Annotated in this window: 13 protein-coding genes and 1 pseudogene; 12 read left to right on the top strand and 2 right to left on the bottom strand. The window is 66.2% G+C overall.

Features of this window, described 5'->3' with window-relative positions:
- Positions 1 to 3: 3 nt before the first annotated feature.
- The 12 genes and pseudogenes from nuoH to B0W88_RS12670 all read left to right on the top strand — a co-directional run bounded on the left by nuoH (position 4) and on the right by B0W88_RS12670 (position 13684).
- Positions 4 to 1062 (top strand): NADH-quinone oxidoreductase subunit NuoH, encoded by a 1059-nt coding sequence (gene nuoH / locus B0W88_RS12725; RefSeq protein ID WP_077035030.1) that lies wholly within the window; start codon positions 4 to 6, stop codon positions 1060 to 1062.
- A gap of 5 nt (positions 1063 to 1067) precedes the next feature.
- Positions 1068 to 1565 carry an NADH-quinone oxidoreductase subunit NuoI gene (gene nuoI, locus B0W88_RS12720; protein WP_077035029.1) on the top strand — a complete coding sequence of 166 codons (498 nt, stop codon included), beginning with the start codon at positions 1068 to 1070 and terminating at the stop codon, positions 1563 to 1565.
- A gap of 47 nt (positions 1566 to 1612) precedes the next feature.
- Entirely contained in the window at positions 1613 to 2257 is a 645-nt protein-coding gene (locus tag B0W88_RS12715; protein ID WP_077035028.1) for an NADH-quinone oxidoreductase subunit J, read from the top strand.
- A complete protein-coding gene (nuoK, locus tag B0W88_RS12710) occupies positions 2257 to 2571 on the top strand; it encodes an NADH-quinone oxidoreductase subunit NuoK (protein ID WP_144006740.1) in 315 nt (104 codons plus the stop codon). Before B0W88_RS12715 ends, nuoK begins: the two co-directional genes overlap by 1 nt.
- A 7-nt stretch (positions 2572 to 2578) precedes the next feature.
- A complete protein-coding gene (gene nuoL, locus B0W88_RS12705; protein ID WP_077035026.1) occupies positions 2579 to 4645 on the top strand; it encodes an NADH-quinone oxidoreductase subunit L in 2067 nt (688 codons plus the stop codon).
- A gap of 21 nt (positions 4646 to 4666) precedes the next feature.
- Positions 4667 to 6142: pseudogene (locus B0W88_RS12700) on the top strand (NADH-quinone oxidoreductase subunit M); the annotation flags it as partial.
- 71 nt (positions 6143 to 6213) lie between these two features.
- Positions 6214 to 7704 (top strand): NADH-quinone oxidoreductase subunit NuoN, encoded by a 1491-nt coding sequence (gene nuoN / locus B0W88_RS12695; protein ID WP_077035025.1) that lies wholly within the window; start codon positions 6214 to 6216, stop codon positions 7702 to 7704.
- Positions 7704 to 8012: a DUF2818 family protein gene (locus tag B0W88_RS12690; protein WP_077035024.1), complete on the top strand. Its 309-nt coding sequence runs from the start codon at positions 7704 to 7706 to the stop codon at positions 8010 to 8012. The genes nuoN and B0W88_RS12690 overlap by 1 nt, the downstream gene beginning before the upstream one ends.
- On the top strand, positions 7996 to 8589 hold the full coding sequence (locus B0W88_RS12685; RefSeq protein ID WP_144006739.1) for an NUDIX hydrolase: 594 nt from the start codon (positions 7996 to 7998) through the stop codon (positions 8587 to 8589). The genes B0W88_RS12690 and B0W88_RS12685 overlap by 17 nt, the downstream gene beginning before the upstream one ends.
- Positions 8590 to 8607: 18 nt before the next feature.
- Positions 8608 to 9039 carry a DUF1178 family protein gene (locus B0W88_RS12680; protein ID WP_077035023.1) on the top strand — a complete coding sequence of 144 codons (432 nt, stop codon included), beginning with the start codon at positions 8608 to 8610 and terminating at the stop codon, positions 9037 to 9039.
- Positions 9040 to 9177: 138 nt separating this feature from the next.
- Positions 9178 to 10365, top strand: coding sequence for an efflux RND transporter periplasmic adaptor subunit (locus B0W88_RS12675; RefSeq protein WP_233151699.1), 1188 nt, complete (start codon positions 9178 to 9180; stop codon positions 10363 to 10365).
- An 85-nt stretch (positions 10366 to 10450) separates the two neighbouring features.
- Positions 10451 to 13684: an efflux RND transporter permease subunit gene (locus tag B0W88_RS12670; RefSeq protein ID WP_077035022.1), complete on the top strand. Its 3234-nt coding sequence runs from the start codon at positions 10451 to 10453 to the stop codon at positions 13682 to 13684.
- 5 nt (positions 13685 to 13689) lie between these two features.
- Here B0W88_RS12670 and B0W88_RS12665 read toward each other — a convergent pair whose 3' ends face one another.
- Both B0W88_RS12665 and B0W88_RS12660 read right to left on the bottom strand, forming a co-directional pair.
- Positions 13690 to 15093 carry an FAD-binding oxidoreductase gene (locus tag B0W88_RS12665; protein ID WP_077035021.1) on the bottom strand — a complete coding sequence of 468 codons (1404 nt, stop codon included), beginning with the start codon at positions 15091 to 15093 and terminating at the stop codon, positions 13690 to 13692.
- Positions 15090 to 15495: DUF2069 domain-containing protein (locus B0W88_RS12660; RefSeq protein ID WP_369973881.1), on the bottom strand; the 406-nt coding region annotated here is incomplete at its 5' end. The genes B0W88_RS12660 and B0W88_RS12665, both read right to left, overlap by 4 nt.

The following is a 15495-nucleotide window of genomic DNA, read 5'->3' as shown; positions in this document are numbered from 1 at the left end:
ACAATGATCGACACCCTCTACAACACCGGCGCCGCCCACCTGGGCGCCTTCTGGCCGGTGATCTGGACGCTGATCAAGATCATCGTCGTCGTCGCGCCGCTGATGGGCTGCGTGGCCTACCTGACGCTGTGGGAGCGCAAGGCCATCGGTTGGTCGCAGATCCGTCCGGGCCCGAACCGCGTCGGCCCCTGGGGCCTGCTGACCCCGATCGCCGATGCGGTGAAGCTGATCTTCAAGGAGATCATCGTCCCGGCCAAGGCGAACAAGGGCCTGTTCTTTCTCGGCCCGATCATGACCATCATGCCGGCGCTGGCCGCCTGGGTGGTCGTGCCCTTCGGCCCCGACGTGGCGCTGGCCAACATCAACGCCGGCCTGCTGTTCCTGATGGCCATCACCTCGCTCGAGGTCTATGGCGTGATCATCGCCGGCTGGGCCTCGAACTCGAAGTACGCCTTCCTCGGCGCGCTGCGCGCCTCCGCGCAGATGGTCAGTTATGAGATCGCCATGGGCTTCGCCCTGGTGATCGTGCTGATGGTCTCGGGCTCGCTGAACATGAGCGAGATCGTGATGGGGCAGGGCAGGGGTATCGCCGCCTCGCATGGCGCCTCGATCTTCTCGTGGAACTGGCTGCCGCTGTTCCCGATCTTCATCGTCTACTTCGTCTCCGGCCTGGCCGAAACGAACCGCCACCCGTTCGACGTGGTGGAAGGCGAATCGGAAATCGTCGCCGGCCACATGATCGAGTACTCGGGCATGGCCTTCGCGATGTTCTTCCTGGCCGAATACGCCAACATGATCCTGGTCTCGATCCTGGCCGTGACCATGTTCCTCGGCGGCTGGCTGCCCCCGTTCGACTTCCTGGCCTTCATCCCGGGCTGGATCTGGCTCGGCATCAAGACCTTCGTCGTCGTGACCACCTTCCTGTGGGTCCGCGCCACCTTCCCGCGCTACCGCTACGACCAGATCATGCGTCTGGGTTGGAAGATCTTCATTCCCGTGACTCTGGTCTGGCTGGTCGTCGTAGGCTTGTGGATCCAGTCTCCGTTCAACATCTGGAACTGATTCCGATGTCTACAGCTACTTCTATCAAGGACTTCGCCAAGAGCTTCCTGCTCCTGGAGCTGTTCAAGGGCATGGCCCTGACCGGGCGGCATTTCCTGTCGCGCAACATCACCGTGCAATTCCCGGAAGAGAAGACGCCGCTGTCTCCGCGCTTCCGCGGCCTGCATGCGCTGCGCCGCTACGAGAACGGCGAAGAGCGCTGCATCGCCTGCAAGCTGTGCGAAGCGGTCTGCCCGGCCATGGCCATCACGATCGAGTCCGATGTGCGTGAGGACGGCTCGCGCCGCACCACGCGCTACGACATCGACCTGACCAAGTGCATCTTCTGCGGCTTCTGCGAAGAGAGCTGCCCGGTGGATTCGATCGTCGAGACCGACATCTTCGAATACCACGGCGAGAAGCGCGGCGACCTGTACTTCACCAAGGACATGCTGCTGGCCGTCGGCGACAAGTACGAGCCCCGCATCGCCGCACAGAAGGAGGCCGATGCCAAGTACCGCTGAGGTTACTTACGAGTAACCCCGGTGTGACTTGAGCACAAGGACACCCCATGGACATCACGACCGTTCTGTTCTACCTCTTCTCGGCCGTCCTGCTCGGCTCGTCGTTCCGTGTGATCACGGCGCGCTCGACCGTGCACTCGGCCCTGTTCCTGATCCTGGCCTTCTTCAACGCCTCCTGCATCTGGATGCTGCTGAAGGCCGAGTTCCTGGCCATCGCGCTGGTGCTGGTCTATATCGGCGCCGTGATGGTGCTGTTCCTGTTCGTCGTGATGATGCTGGACATCAGCAGCGACCAGGCGACGAACATCCGCGAGGGCTTCTGGAAGCACCTGCCGCTGGCCCTGTGCGTCGGCGCCTTCATCGCGCTGGAGATGGCGATGGTGCTGATGGGCGGCTTCCGCCTCAGCGACGCGCCGAACCTGGATGCCGCCGCCGTCAAGCTCGGCAACACCAAGCTGCTGGGCGTGGCCATCTACACCCAGTACCTGTATCCGCTGGAAGTGGCGGCCGTGCTGCTGCTGGTGGGCGTGATCGCCGCCATCGCGCTGACGCTGCGGGCCCGCAAGGACTCGCGCAGCCAGAACGCCTCCGAGCAGGTGCGCGTGAAGAAGGGCGACCGCCTGAAGATCGTCAAGATGGCGCCGACCCTGCCTGTGCAGCCCGCTGCCGAAGACAACAAGGGAGCCGCATGATGGGCGCCGCATTGACCCTCGGACATTTCCTGACGCTGGGCGCGATCCTGTTCGCGCTGTCGGTGATCGGCATCTTCCTGAACCGCAAGAACCTGATCGTGCTGCTGATGGCAATCGAGCTGATGCTGCTGGCGGTGAACCTGAACTTCGTGGCCTTCTCGCACTACCTCGGCGATACGGCCGGCCAGGTGTTCGTGTTCTTCATCCTGACCGTGGCGGCCGCCGAATCGGCGATCGGCCTGGCCATCCTGGTCGTGCTGTTCCGCAATCGCGAGTCGATCAACGTCGAGGAACTCGACGCGCTGAAGGGATAACAACAAGATGTCCGCAACCCTTTCCGCAAACATGCTGCTCGCGGTGCCGATGGCGCCGCTCGTCGGCGCCGTGCTCGCCGGTTTCTTCGGCAAGCAGATCGGCCGCACCGGCGCGCACAGCGTCACCATCCTGGGCGTGCTGATCGCCTTCATCATCTCGGCGATGACGCTGAAGTCCGTGGCCGTCGACGGCGCGCGCTTCAACGAGACCGTCTACGAATGGATGAAGGTCGGCGGCCTGAAGATGGAAGTCGGCTTCATGATCGACGGCCTGACCGCGATGATGATGTGCGTCGTCACCTTCGTCTCGCTGATGGTGCACATCTACACCATCGGCTACATGGAGGAAGACCCGGGCTACCAGCGCTTCTTCAGCTACATCTCGCTGTTCACCTTCTCCATGCTGATGCTCGTGATGAGCAACAACATGCTCCAGCTGTTCTTCGGCTGGGAGGCGGTGGGCCTGGTGTCCTACCTGCTGATCGGCTTCTGGTACACGAAGAAGACCGCGATCTTCGCCAACATGAAGGCCTTCCTGGTCAATCGTGTGGGTGACTTCGGCTTCATCCTGGGCATCGGGCTGCTGGTGGCCTACGGTGGTTCGCTGAACTACCAGGAAGTGTTCGCCAAGCGCGAGGCGCTCGCGCTGGTCCAGTTCCCGATGCCGCTGTGGGGCTCGGACTGGATGATGCTGAGCGTGGCCTGCATCTGCCTGTTCATCGGCGCGATGGGCAAGTCCGCGCAGTTCCCGCTGCATGTCTGGCTGCCCGACTCGATGGAAGGCCCCACGCCGATCTCCGCGCTGATCCACGCCGCCACGATGGTGACGGCCGGCATCTTCATGGTGACCCGCATGTCCCCGCTGTTCGAGCTGTCGGACACGGCGCTGAACTTCGTGCTGGTGATCGGCGCGATCACGGCGCTGTTCATGGGCTTCCTGGGCATCATCCAGAACGACATCAAGCGCGTGGTCGCGTACTCGACGCTGTCCCAGCTCGGCTACATGACCGTGGCCCTGGGGGCCTCGGCCTACTCGGTCGCCGTGTTCCACCTGATGACGCACGCCTTCTTCAAGGCCCTGCTGTTCCTCGGCGCCGGTTCCGTGATCATCGGCATGCACCATGACCAGGACATCCGCAATATGGGCGGCCTGCGCAAGTACATGCCGGTCACCTGGATCACCTCGCTGCTGGGCTCGCTGGCCCTGATCGGCACGCCGTTCTTCGCGGGCTTCTACTCGAAGGACTCGATCATCGAGGCGGTGCACGCGAGCCACCTGCCGGGCGCGCACTTCGCGTATCTCGCCGTGATCATCGGCGTGTTCGTGACGGCCTTCTACTCGTTCCGGATGTACTTCCTGGTCTTCCACGGCAAGGAGAACTTCCATCACAAGCCCTTCCCGCCGGAAGACGACGAGCATCACGCCGACGACCACCACGGCGACGACCATCATGCGCACACGCCGCACGAGTCGCCCTGGGTCGTGACCGCGCCGCTGGTGCTGCTGGCGATCCCGTCCGTCGTGATCGGCTTCCTGGCGATCCAGCCGATGCTGTTCGGCGACTTCTTCAAGGACTCGATCTCGGTCAACCTCGAAGCCCACCCGGCGATGGAAGAACTGGCCCACGAGTTCCACGGCGCCACCGCCATGGCCCTGCACGGCTTCACCAGCCTGCCGTTCTGGCTGGCCCTGTCCGGCGTCGTGTTCGCCTACGTCTGCTACATGGTCGCGCCGAGCATCCCGGCGACGTTTGCCCGCGTGCTGCGTCCGCTCATCGTCATCCTCGAGAACAAGTACTTCATGGACTGGTTCAACGAGAACGTGCTGGCCCGCCTGGCGCGCGGCCTGGGCACCGGCCTGTGGAAGGGCGGCGACCAGGGCCTGATCGACGGCCTGATCATCAACGGCTCGGCCCGCACCGTCGGCGGCATCGCCGGCATCGTGCGCCGCGTCCAGACCGGCCACCTGTACTGGTACGCGCTGGTCATGATCCTGGGCGTCATCGGCCTGATGACCTGGCAGCTCTGGCCCGACCTCGGCCACCAATTCCGTGCCTTGCTGGGCATGCACTAAGCAGGGCGGAGAACAAGAATCATGGGAATTTTGAGCCTCGCCATCTTCCTGCCGATCGTCAGCGGCCTGTTGCTGCTGGCCGTCGGCCGTGACGAGAACGCGCCTGCGGTGCGCTGGATGGCGCTCGTCGCCGCCGTCGTGAGCTTCCTGGCCACGATCCCGCTGATCACCGGCTTCGACACCACGCAGGCCGGCATGCAGTTCGTCGAGAACCTGCCCTGGATCGAGCGCTTCAACGTGCGCTACCACCTGGGCCTGGACGGCCTGTCGATGTGGTTCGTGCCGCTGACCGCCTTCATCACGATCATCGTCGTGGTGGCCGCCTGGGAAGTGATCGAAACCCGCGTCAACCAGTACATGGGCGCCTTCCTGGTGCTCTCGGGCCTGATGATCGGCGTGTTCAGCGCGCTGGACGGCCTGCTGTTCTACGTCTTCTTCGAAGCCACGCTGATCCCGATGTACATCATCATCGGCGTGTGGGGCGGCAAGAACCGGGTCTACGCGGCCTTCAAGTTCTTCCTGTACACGCTGGCCGGTTCGCTGCTGATGCTGATCGCGCTGCTGTACCTGTACTTCAAGTCGGGAGAGGCCGGCTCCTTCGACATCGCCACCTGGCACAAGCTGCCGCTGACGATGCACGAGCAGACGCTGCTGTTCTTCGCCTTCCTGGCGGCGTTCTCGGTCAAGGTGCCGATGTGGCCGGTGCACACCTGGCTGCCGGACGCCCACGTGGAAGCGCCCACCGGCGGCTCCGTCGTGCTGGCCGCGATCATGCTGAAGCTCGGCGCCTACGGCTTCCTGCGCTTCTCGCTGCCGATCGCTCCGGACGCCGCGCATCACTTCTCGTGGCTGATCATCGCCATGTCGCTGATCGCCGTGGTCTACATCGGCCTGGTGGCGCTGGTGCAGAAGGACATGAAGAAGCTGGTCGCCTATTCGTCGATCGCGCACATGGGCTTCGTCACGCTGGGCTTCTTCATCTTCAACCCGCTGGGCATCTCCGGCGGCCTGGTGCAGATGATCTCGCACGGCTTCGTGTCGGGCGCGATGTTCCTGGCCATCGGCGTGCTGTACGACCGCGTGCACAGCCGCGAGATCGCAGCCTATGGCGGCGTCGTCAACACGATGCCCAAGTTCGCCGCCTTCGCGCTGTTCTTCGCGATGGCCAACTGCGGCCTGCCTGCCACCGCCGGCTTCGTCGGCGAGTGGATGGTGATCCTGGGCACGGTCAAGTTCAGCTTCTGGCTGGGCGCCATCGCCGCCACGGCGCTGGTCTTCGGCGCGGCCTACAGCCTCTGGATGTACAAGCGCGTGTACTTCGGCCCGGTGACCAACGACAACGTCAAGTCGCTGACCGACATCAACGCCCGCGAGTTCGGCATGATGGCCGTGCTGGCGATCGCCACGCTGTACATGGGCCTGTACCCGAAGCCCTTCACCGACGTGATGGAAGCCTCGGTCGATGCGCTGCTGAAGCACGTCTCGGTGTCCAAGATTCCTGCTCAGGCAGTCGCTCCGGTGGCCGCCACTACTGATGCTCCCGCCACCCTGACGGAGGGCACCCAACAATGAACGCAATGAACTGGCTCGCGGTCTACCCCGAGGTCCTGCTGGTCGTCATGGCCTGCCTGATCGCGGTGGTCGACCTGTTCGTCAACGATCCGGCACGCCGCCCGACCTACTGGCTGTCTCAGCTCACCATCGCCGTCGTCGGCGTGATGCACCTGAGCTACTTCAACGACGGCCTGACGGTCTACGCGATGCAGGGCATGGTCGTCGCCGACCCGATGGGCCACCTGCTGGCCTTCATGGCCTGCGTCGCCACCATCGTGACGCTGGTCTACGCGCGCCCCTACGCCGAGAGCCGCGACATGCTCAAGGGCGAGCTGTTCTCGCTGACGCTGTTCTCGCTGCTGGGCATCAACGTGATGCTGTCGGCCAACAACTTCCTGGTCGTCTATCTCGGCCTGGAACTGATGAGCCTGTCGCTGTACGCGCTGGTGGCCCTGCGCCGTGACCATGCGGTCTCGACCGAAGCCGCGATGAAGTACTTCGTGCTCGGCGCGCTGGCCAGCGGCTTCCTGCTGTACGGCCTGTCGATGATGTATGGCGCCACGGGCTCGTTGTCCATTCCGGCAGTGTTCAACGTGATCAGCGGCGGCGCGGCATCGCAGCCGAACCACTCGGTGCTGGTGTTCGGCGTGGTCTTCGTCGTCGCCGGCCTGGCCTTCAAGCTCGGCGCCGCGCCCTTCCACATGTGGGTGCCTGACGTCTATCAAGGCGCCCCGACGGCCGCCACGCTGCTGCTGGGCGGCGCGCCCAAGCTGGCCGCCTTCGCGATCACGATCCGCCTGCTGGTGGAGGGCATGATCGGCATGGCGATCGAATGGCAGCAGATGCTGATCGTGCTGGCGGTGACGTCGCTCGTCATCGGCAACCTGGCGGCCATCGCGCAGACCAACCTGAAGCGCATGCTGGCCTACTCGACCATCGCGCAGATGGGCTTCATGCTGCTGGGCCTGGCCTCGGGCGTGGTCAACGGCAACACGTTGTCGGCCGCCAATGCCTACAGCTCGGCGATGTTCTATTCGATCACCTACGTCATGACGACGCTGGGCACCTTCGGCATGGTCATGCTGATGTCGCGCCAGGGCTTCGAGGCCGAGGAGATCAAGGACCTGGCCGGCCTGGCCAAGCGCAGCCCCTGGTATGCGCTGGTGATGATGGTCTTCATGTTCTCGCTGGCCGGCATCCCGCTGACGGCAGGCTTCAACGGCAAGCTGGCCGTGCTGCAGGCCGTGGTGACGGCCGGCTCGTCGCTGTACATCGGCCTGGCCGTGTTCGCGGTGGTCGCCTCGCTGGTCGGTGCCTACTACTACCTGCGCGTCATCAAGGTCATGTTCTTCGACGAGCCGACCGACACGGCGCCGCTGGCCGCCCCGGCCGACGCCCGCTTCGTGATGACGCTGAACGGCCTGGCCGTGCTGGTGCTGGGCGTGCTGCCCGGCGGCCTGATGCAGATGTGCTCGACCGCCATCATCAAAGCGCTCGCGACCTGATGGACCAAGGCGCCGCCACCTGGCTGGTGCTCTTGGCCGCCGTGGTGGCGGCCAATGCGCCTTATTTCAGCAAGCGCATGCTGCTCGTCGGCCCGCGGCTGCATCCGAAGAGCGCCTGGTGGCGCCTGCTGGAACTGGCGCTGCTGGCGGTGCTGACGCTGATGCTCGGCTTTGCGCTGGAGTCGCGCATCGGCCAGCGCCAGCCGCAGGGCTGGGAGTTCTACGCGGCCGCCACCTGCATCTTCCTGGTGCTGGGCTTCCCCGGCTTCGTCTGGGCCTATCTGAGGCGGCATCGTGGTGAAGACTGATCCGAAGGACGACAAGCACCTGCGCGAAGACAAGGTGCATTCGGAGACCGTCTACGACGGCCACTTCCTGAAGGTCCGCAAGGACCGCGTCCGCCTGCCCGACGGCCGCGAGGCCGGGCGCGAGTACATCGTCCACCCGGGCGCTGTGATGGTGATCCCGATTCTCGACGACGGCCGCCTGCTGCTCGAGCGCCAGTACCGTTACCCGATGGGCCGCGTGATGTTGGAGTTCCCGGCCGGCAAGCTGGACGCCGGCGAGGCGCCGCTGCACTGCGGCCAGCGGGAACTGCTCGAGGAGACCGGCTACACCGCCCGCGAATGGGCTTATGCCGGCGTGCTGCACAACGCCATCGCCTACTCGGACGAGGGCATCCACATCTTCTTCGCCCGCGGCCTGGTGCAAGGCAAGCAGCGGCTGGACGAAGGTGAGTTCCTGGAGCTCGTGACCCACAGCACCACCCAGCTTGACGCGCTGGCCGCCAGTGGCGAACTGACCGACGCAAAGACCCTGATCGGCCTGCTGTGGTTGACCCGCTGGCAAGATGGCGAATGGGCGCTCGAGTGGCGCAAGTCCTGACCCCCGTTCAATCATTCCATGCTGGTTCTCAATCTCGCCTGTCCCGTCGGCCATGCCTTTGAAGGCTGGTTCGGCTCGTCCGACGATTTCGAGTCCCAGCAGCAGCGTGGACTGGTGAGCTGCCCCAGCTGCGGCATGACCGGCGTCGAGCGCCGCCCGACGGCGCCGCGCCTGAACGTGGCCCATCCGCGCGGCGAGGCCGAGGCACCCGCCGAACTGCCCGCCGCGATGAAGCAGCAGATGCAGCAGGCGCTGCGCGAACTCGCACGCCAGGTGATCGCCCGCACCGAGGACGTCGGCGAACGCTTCGCCGACGAGGCGCGCCGCATCCACTACGGCGAGGCCGAGGAACGCGGCATCCGCGGCCAGGCCACGCCGGCCGATGCCGCCGCACTGGCCGACGAAGGTATCGCCGTGATGGCGCTGCCGCCCGAGCCGACGCTCCAGTAACGCTCACCTTCCACTGACAGAGCGTCGTCACCAGGGGAAACCCTGGTCTGTGCGCATGACGATCGGCGTCGCCTTAACAAGGCGTTAAGCTCGCGAGCTTTGCCGAAATACGAACCCCGAGTTTCCGGAGTCCATCTGATGACGCGTCGCGCCTCGCCCCTGCTGTTCCCTTCCGTGATCGTCCATGCCGCGCTCACCGCGGCCATGGCGCTGTCCGCGGCAACGCTGGTCGGCTGCAAGAAGCCCGAGGCGCCCAAGCAGGATGCCGCCGCCCAGCAGCCGGTACTGGTGTCTCCGGAGGACATCCAGACCATGGGCAGTTCCGCCTTCTCCACCGGCCCGGTGATCACCGGCTCCATCCAGCCCGAGAAGCGCGCGGACCTGCGCGCCGAGGTGCAGGCCGTGGTGCTGCAAGTGCTGAAGGAGAACGGCGAACGGGTGAAGAAGGGCGACCTGCTGGTGCGCCTGGACGACACGGCGATCCGCGACAGCCTGACCTCCGCCGACGAGTCCGTGCGCGCCGTCGGCCAGAGCTTCGACCAGGCCGAGCGCCAGTTCCAGCGGATGAAGACGCTGCAGGCCCAGGGCATGGTGTCCCTGCAGGCGATGGAAGACGCCGAGATCCGCCGCAACAACAGCCAGAGCGACCTGGTCGCCGCCAAGGCCCGCGCCGCCAGCGCCCGCCAGCAGCTGACCCGCACCGAGGCGCGCGCACCCTTCGACGGCCTGGTCAGCGAGCGCAAGGTCTCGGCCGGCGACACCGCCCAGGTCGGCAAGGAACTGGTCAAGGTGATCGATCCGGCGACGATGCGTTTCGAGGGCTTGGTGTCCGCCGATTCGATGTCCGAGCTGAAGATCGGCGAGACGGTCTTCTTCAAGGTCAACGGTGTGGAGGCCGGCGACTTCCAGGGCCGCGTGCGCCGCATCGATGCCTCGGCCAACGCGACGACGCGCCAGGTGGCGGTGCTGGTGGACTTCGCCGGCGAGAGCAAGGCGCCGAACGTGGCAGGCCTCTACGCCGAAGGCCGCGTGCAGAGCCAGAGCATCAGCGCGCTGATGCTGCCGGAAGCGTCCATCCAGCGCGAGGGCGACAAGGCTTTCGCCTGGGCGCTCGGCGCCGACGGCAAGCTGGCCAAGGTGGCGCTGCGGCTCGGTGCGCGCGATGATCGCCTGGCGCAGTACCAGGTGCTGGACGGCCTGAAGGCCGGCGACCGCATCCTGCGCAAGCCCGGCAGCACGCTGGCCGAAGGCCGGCGCTACGAGATGAGCAAGACGGCCGCTGCTTCCGCATCGCCTGCAGCATCGGCCGCTTCGACGGGAGGCTGAAATGGTGCCCCCACGCTCACTTCGTTCACTGCCCCCCGAGGGGGCGCAGGCCCCCCTTGGGGCGGCCCGGCGGGAGTCCTGACCCATGTTCCTTTCCAACTTCAGCGTCAAGAAGCCGATCGCGACGATCACGCTGCTGATCGCCCTGATGGCCATGGGCCTGCTGGCCCTGAGCAAGCTGCGCGTCAACCAGATCCCGGATGTCGAGCAGCCGATGCTGGTCGTCAACATCCCGTACCCGGGCGCGAGTCCGACGACGGTCGAGCGCGAGATCATCAACCGCGTGGAGAAGTCGCTGCAGAGCATCAGCGGCATCGACGAGGTGCGCTCCACCGCCAGCGAAGGCAATGCGCAGATCCTGCTGATCTACCAGTTCAACAAGAACATGATCGAGGCGGCCGATGAGGTCCGCAACGCGATCGGCACGGTGCGCTACAAGATGCCGGTGGAGATGCGCGAGCCGGTGCTGCAGCGCCTCGATCCCTCGGCCCAGCCGATCATGCAGCTCGCCCTGTCGTCGACGAGCCAGAGCCATGCCGAGATCTCGCGCCTGGCCGAGGACCAGCTGGCCGACAAGTTCCGCGCCATCCACGGCGTGTCCACGGTGACGGTGGACGGCTCGCTGAACCGCGAGCTGTCGGTGCTGCTGCATGCGCAGAAGCTGCGCGAGTTCAACGTCTCGGTGACCGAGGTCGTCAATGCGCTGAAGACGCAGAACACGACGGCGCCGGTCGGCAAGGTGCGCGGGAAGCTTGAGGACCAGAGCATCCGCCTGGTCGGCCGCATCGGCCGCCCGGCGGACTTCGAGCAGGTGGTGGTGAAGCGCAGCGGCGAGCAGATCGTGCGGCTGGGCCAGGTCGCCACCGTGCAGGACGGCTTCGCCGAGCAGACCACGCTGTCGATGCGCAACGGCGTGCCCAACGTCGGCATCTCGATCACCCGCTCGCGCGATGCGTCCACGGTGACCGTGGCCAACGAGACCCGCAAGCTGGTGGAAGACATCGGCAAGACGCTGCCCAAGGGCACGGCGCTGGTGGTCACGCAGGACGGCGGCAAGGACGCGCAGAACAGCCTGAGCAACGTGGTCGACGCGCTGATCTTCGGCGCCGGCCTGACCATCGTCGTCGTCTACGTGTTCCTGAACTCGTGGCGCTCCACGCTGATCACCGCCACCTCGCTGCCGACCTCGGTGATCGCCGCCTTCATCGCCGTCTGGCTGTGCGGCTTCACGCTGAACTTCATGAGCCTGCTGGGCCTGTCGCTGGCGATCGGCGTGCTGATCGACGATGCGATCGTCGTGCGGGAGAACATCGTCCGCCACATGGAGGCCGGCGCCGACCGCCGCACCGCCGCGCTGAACGGTACGGCCGAGATCGGCCTGGCCGTCGCGGCCACGACCTTCTCGATCGTCGCCGTGTTCATCCCGGTGGGCTTCATGCCCGGCGTGTCGGGCGAATGGTTCCGGCCCTTCGGCCTGACGGTGGTCGCCTCGGTGCTGGTGAGCCTCTTGATCTCCTTCACGCTGGACCCGATGTTGTCGGCCTTCTGGGGCGACCCGGTCGGCTATCACACGGCGCCGAAGAAGGGCATCTCGCGGGTGCTCGAGAAGTTCAACCACTGGTTCGACCACCAGGCCGACCGCTACGGCAACGTGATCGCCTGGGCGCTGCATCATCGGCGCTGGATGGCGTTCTTCGCGGTGCTGAGCTTCGCCGCCGCCTTCGCGATGATCGCGATGCAGATGGTTGGCGCGAGCTTCCTGCCTGCCAGCGACTACGGCACCATCGCCGTCGAGGTGCGCACGCCCGCCAGCTCCAGCCTGCTGTACTCGAAGCTGAAGATGGAAGAGGCCGCGGTGCTGGCCCGCGGCATCCCCGAGACGCAGGCAACCAACAGCTATGTCAACGTCGGCGGCGGCCGCATCTATGTGGACCTCGGCAAGTCCTTCACCCGCAAGCGCAGCGCCGAGCAGATCGCCAACGACCTGCGCCAGCGCGTGAGCCGGCTGGTCGGTGCCGAGTACACGGTGCTCTCCGACCTGAACAACGGCGCGCAGAAGCCGGTGCAGATCCGCTTCCACGGTACCGATTCGCGCAAGCTGCTGGAGATCACCAACGCCTACATGGCCGAGCTGCGCAATGTGAAGGGCGCGGTGGACGTGGGCCTGTCCGAGCAGGATCCGCAGGACGAACTGCAGATCGACCTGGACCGCGGCCTGGCCAACCAGATGGGCATCGCCGTGGGCGACGCGGCCAACGCGCTGCGCGTGGCCTTTGCGGGCATCGAGGTCGGCGACTGGATCGACCCCAGCGGCGAGACCCGCGACGTGGCCGTGCGCCTGGCGCCGGAGGATCGCGTGGACGCCGGCAATATCGAGCGCCTGCCGATCGCCGTCACCGGCACCGGCATGCTGGTGCCGCTGGAGCAGATCGCCACCGTCACGATGGGCAAGGCGCCGTCCAAGATCCAGCACGCCGACGGCAAGCGGATGATGGCCGTCTCTGCCAATGTGCAGGGCCGCTCGCCCGGCGAGGTCACGCTGGACGCGGTGGCGCTGGCCAAGAAGATCAACTTCCCGCCGGGCTACGGCATCGAACTGGCCGGCGATGCGAAGAGCCAGAAGGAGGTCTTCAGTTCGATGGGCATCGCGCTGATCTCGGGCATCGGGCTGATGTACCTGATCCTCGTGATGCAGTTCGGCTCCTTCACCGTGCCGCTGGGCGTGATGCTGTCGCAGCCGCTGTCGCTGTTCGGCGTGGTCATCGCGCTCTACCTGACCAAGGGCACGCTGAACCTGATGAGCCTGATCGGCGTGATCATGCTGATGGGCCTGGTGGCCAAGAACGCGATCCTGCTGCTCGACGCCGCTCGCGCCGAGGAGCGCAACGGCATCGACCGCGAAGAGGCGCTGATGCATGCCGGCCGCAAGCGCTTCCGCCCGATCCTGATGACCACCTTCGCGCTGATCGCCGGCATGATGCCGGTGGCCATCGGCATCGGCGAGGGCTCGGAGTTCTACCGCCCGATGGCCGTCACCATCATCGGCGGCACGATCACCTCGACCTTCCTGACGCTGCTGATGGTGCCCAGCTTCTACGACAGCATCGAGCTGTGGGTGGAGCAGTTGGTGGCCAATTTCGGACCCCGCCGCAGCCGGTGGACGCTCGTCGGCGCCATCGTGCTCACCGCCGGCGAATTCCTGCTGACGGTGCTGGGCTTCCTGACGCTGACGATCTTCGTCTGGTGGGTGATCGAGAGTTTCTGGAAGCGCGGGCGCGGTGGCCCCGGAGCGCCGGCGGCGCTGCAGCCGGCGAAGTGATCACGTCAGAGCACGCGCCCCGGATTCATCAGGCCCTGGGGATCCAGGGCCTTTTTTATGGACCGCATCAGTGCCAGTGCCACCTGATCCTTGCGCTCGGCCAGTTCCTCGCGCTTGAGGCGGCCGATGCCGTGCTCGGCCGAGATCGAGCCGCCGAAGCGGCCGACCTGGTCGTAGACGATCGTGTTGATCGCCGCCTCGTGCGCGCGCAGGAAGTCCGCCGGCGGCATGCCTTCGGGGGCCTGCACGTTGTAGTGGAGGTTGCCGTCGCCGAGGTGGCCGAAGTCGACCATGCGGACGCCGGGGAAGGCTTGTGCCAGCAGCGCATCGGTGTCGGCGACAAAACGCGGGATCGCCGAGACGGGCAGGGCGATGTCGTGCTTGATGTTGAGACCTTCCTGGCTCTGCGCCAGCGGGATCGATTCGCGCAGGTGCCACAGCGCATTCGACTGGGCCTGGCTTTCGGCAACGGCGGCGTCAGTGACAAGACCTGACCCCAGGGCCGACTCCAGCAGCGACTCGAACAGTTCGCGGGCATGCGCCTCGCTCTCGCTGTCCGACAGTTCCAGCAGCACGGTCCAGGGCGACTCGGCCAGCGGCTGCGGCAACTGAGGGAAATGCCGCCGCACCAGCGACAGCGAGAAGGCATTCATCGCCTCGAAGCCGGTGAGGCCCGAGCCGGCGCCCGCTTGGGCGAGGTTCAGCAAGGAGACGGCGGACTCCAGGCTCGGACAGGCCGCGAGCGCCGTCATCTGCGCCCGCGGCTGCGGGTAGAGCTTCAGCGTGGCCGCGGTGATGATGCCCAACGTGCCTTCACTGCCGATGAACAGGTCGCGCAGGTCGTAGCCGGTGTTGTCCTTGCGCAGGCCGGACAGGCCATGCCAGCTCTCGCCCTGCGCGGTGACCACCTCCAGCCCCAGGCACAGTTCGCGTGCGTTGCCATAACGCAATACCTGAGTGCCACCGGCATTGGTGGCGAGGTTGCCGCCGATCGTGCAGGAACCTTCGGCGGCCAGGCTGAGCGGGAACAGCAGGCCCGCGTCCGCTGCCGCCTGCTGCGCCGCCTGCAGCACGCAGCCGGCCTCGACCGTCATCGTGAGATTGGCCGCATCGATGCCGCGCACGCGGTTCATGCGTTGCAGGCTCAGCACCAACTGGCGGCCCGAGTCGTCCGGCGTCGAACCGCCGACGAGGCCGGTGTTGCCCCCTTGGGCAACGATGCTCACGCCATGCGTCGCGCACAGCCGCACGACGCCCGCGACCTGCTCGGTATCGGCCGGCCGCGCCACCGCCAGCGCCCGGCCGGCATAACGCTTTCTCCAATCGGACTCGTAGGCGGACAGGTCTGCGCCATCGCGCAGCAGGCCCGCATCGCCCAGCAGCGCGTGCAGTTCCGCCAGAAAGGTCATGATGCCGCGGTCTTCGCCGCCGCCAGCCGCTGCCGCACCTGCATCGAGCAGGCCACGAAGATCACCACGCTCAGCAGCACCTCCAGCGTGCCGAGCCAGACGCCCACGCCGCGATCGCTGGTGGCACGGATCGCACCCTCGGCCGCATACAGCCATACCATCAGGCTCAGCCAGCGGAAGGTGTACAGGCGGTAGCGCCACAGCCCGGCCATCGGCACCAGCAGCGGCAGCGCCTTGATCGCCAGCGTCCCGCGGCCGGTCGGCGCCAGCCATAACTCCCAGATCAGGCAGAGTGCGAACAGGGCGATCAGGGCGCCCAGCGCGAGCGTGCGCGAGAGGGTTTCGGCAGGCGTGGCGCGGGTGCGCGGCAAGGGGGCCGCAGGGGAGGCTACCGGGGAGACG

Source organism: Pelomonas sp. KK5, assembly GCF_001984095.1.
In the GTDB taxonomy this organism is placed as follows: domain Bacteria; phylum Pseudomonadota; class Gammaproteobacteria; order Burkholderiales; family Burkholderiaceae_C; genus KK5.
The sequence above is the reverse complement of the archived record's forward strand: the minus strand, read 5'-3'. Positions and strand labels throughout refer to the sequence as shown.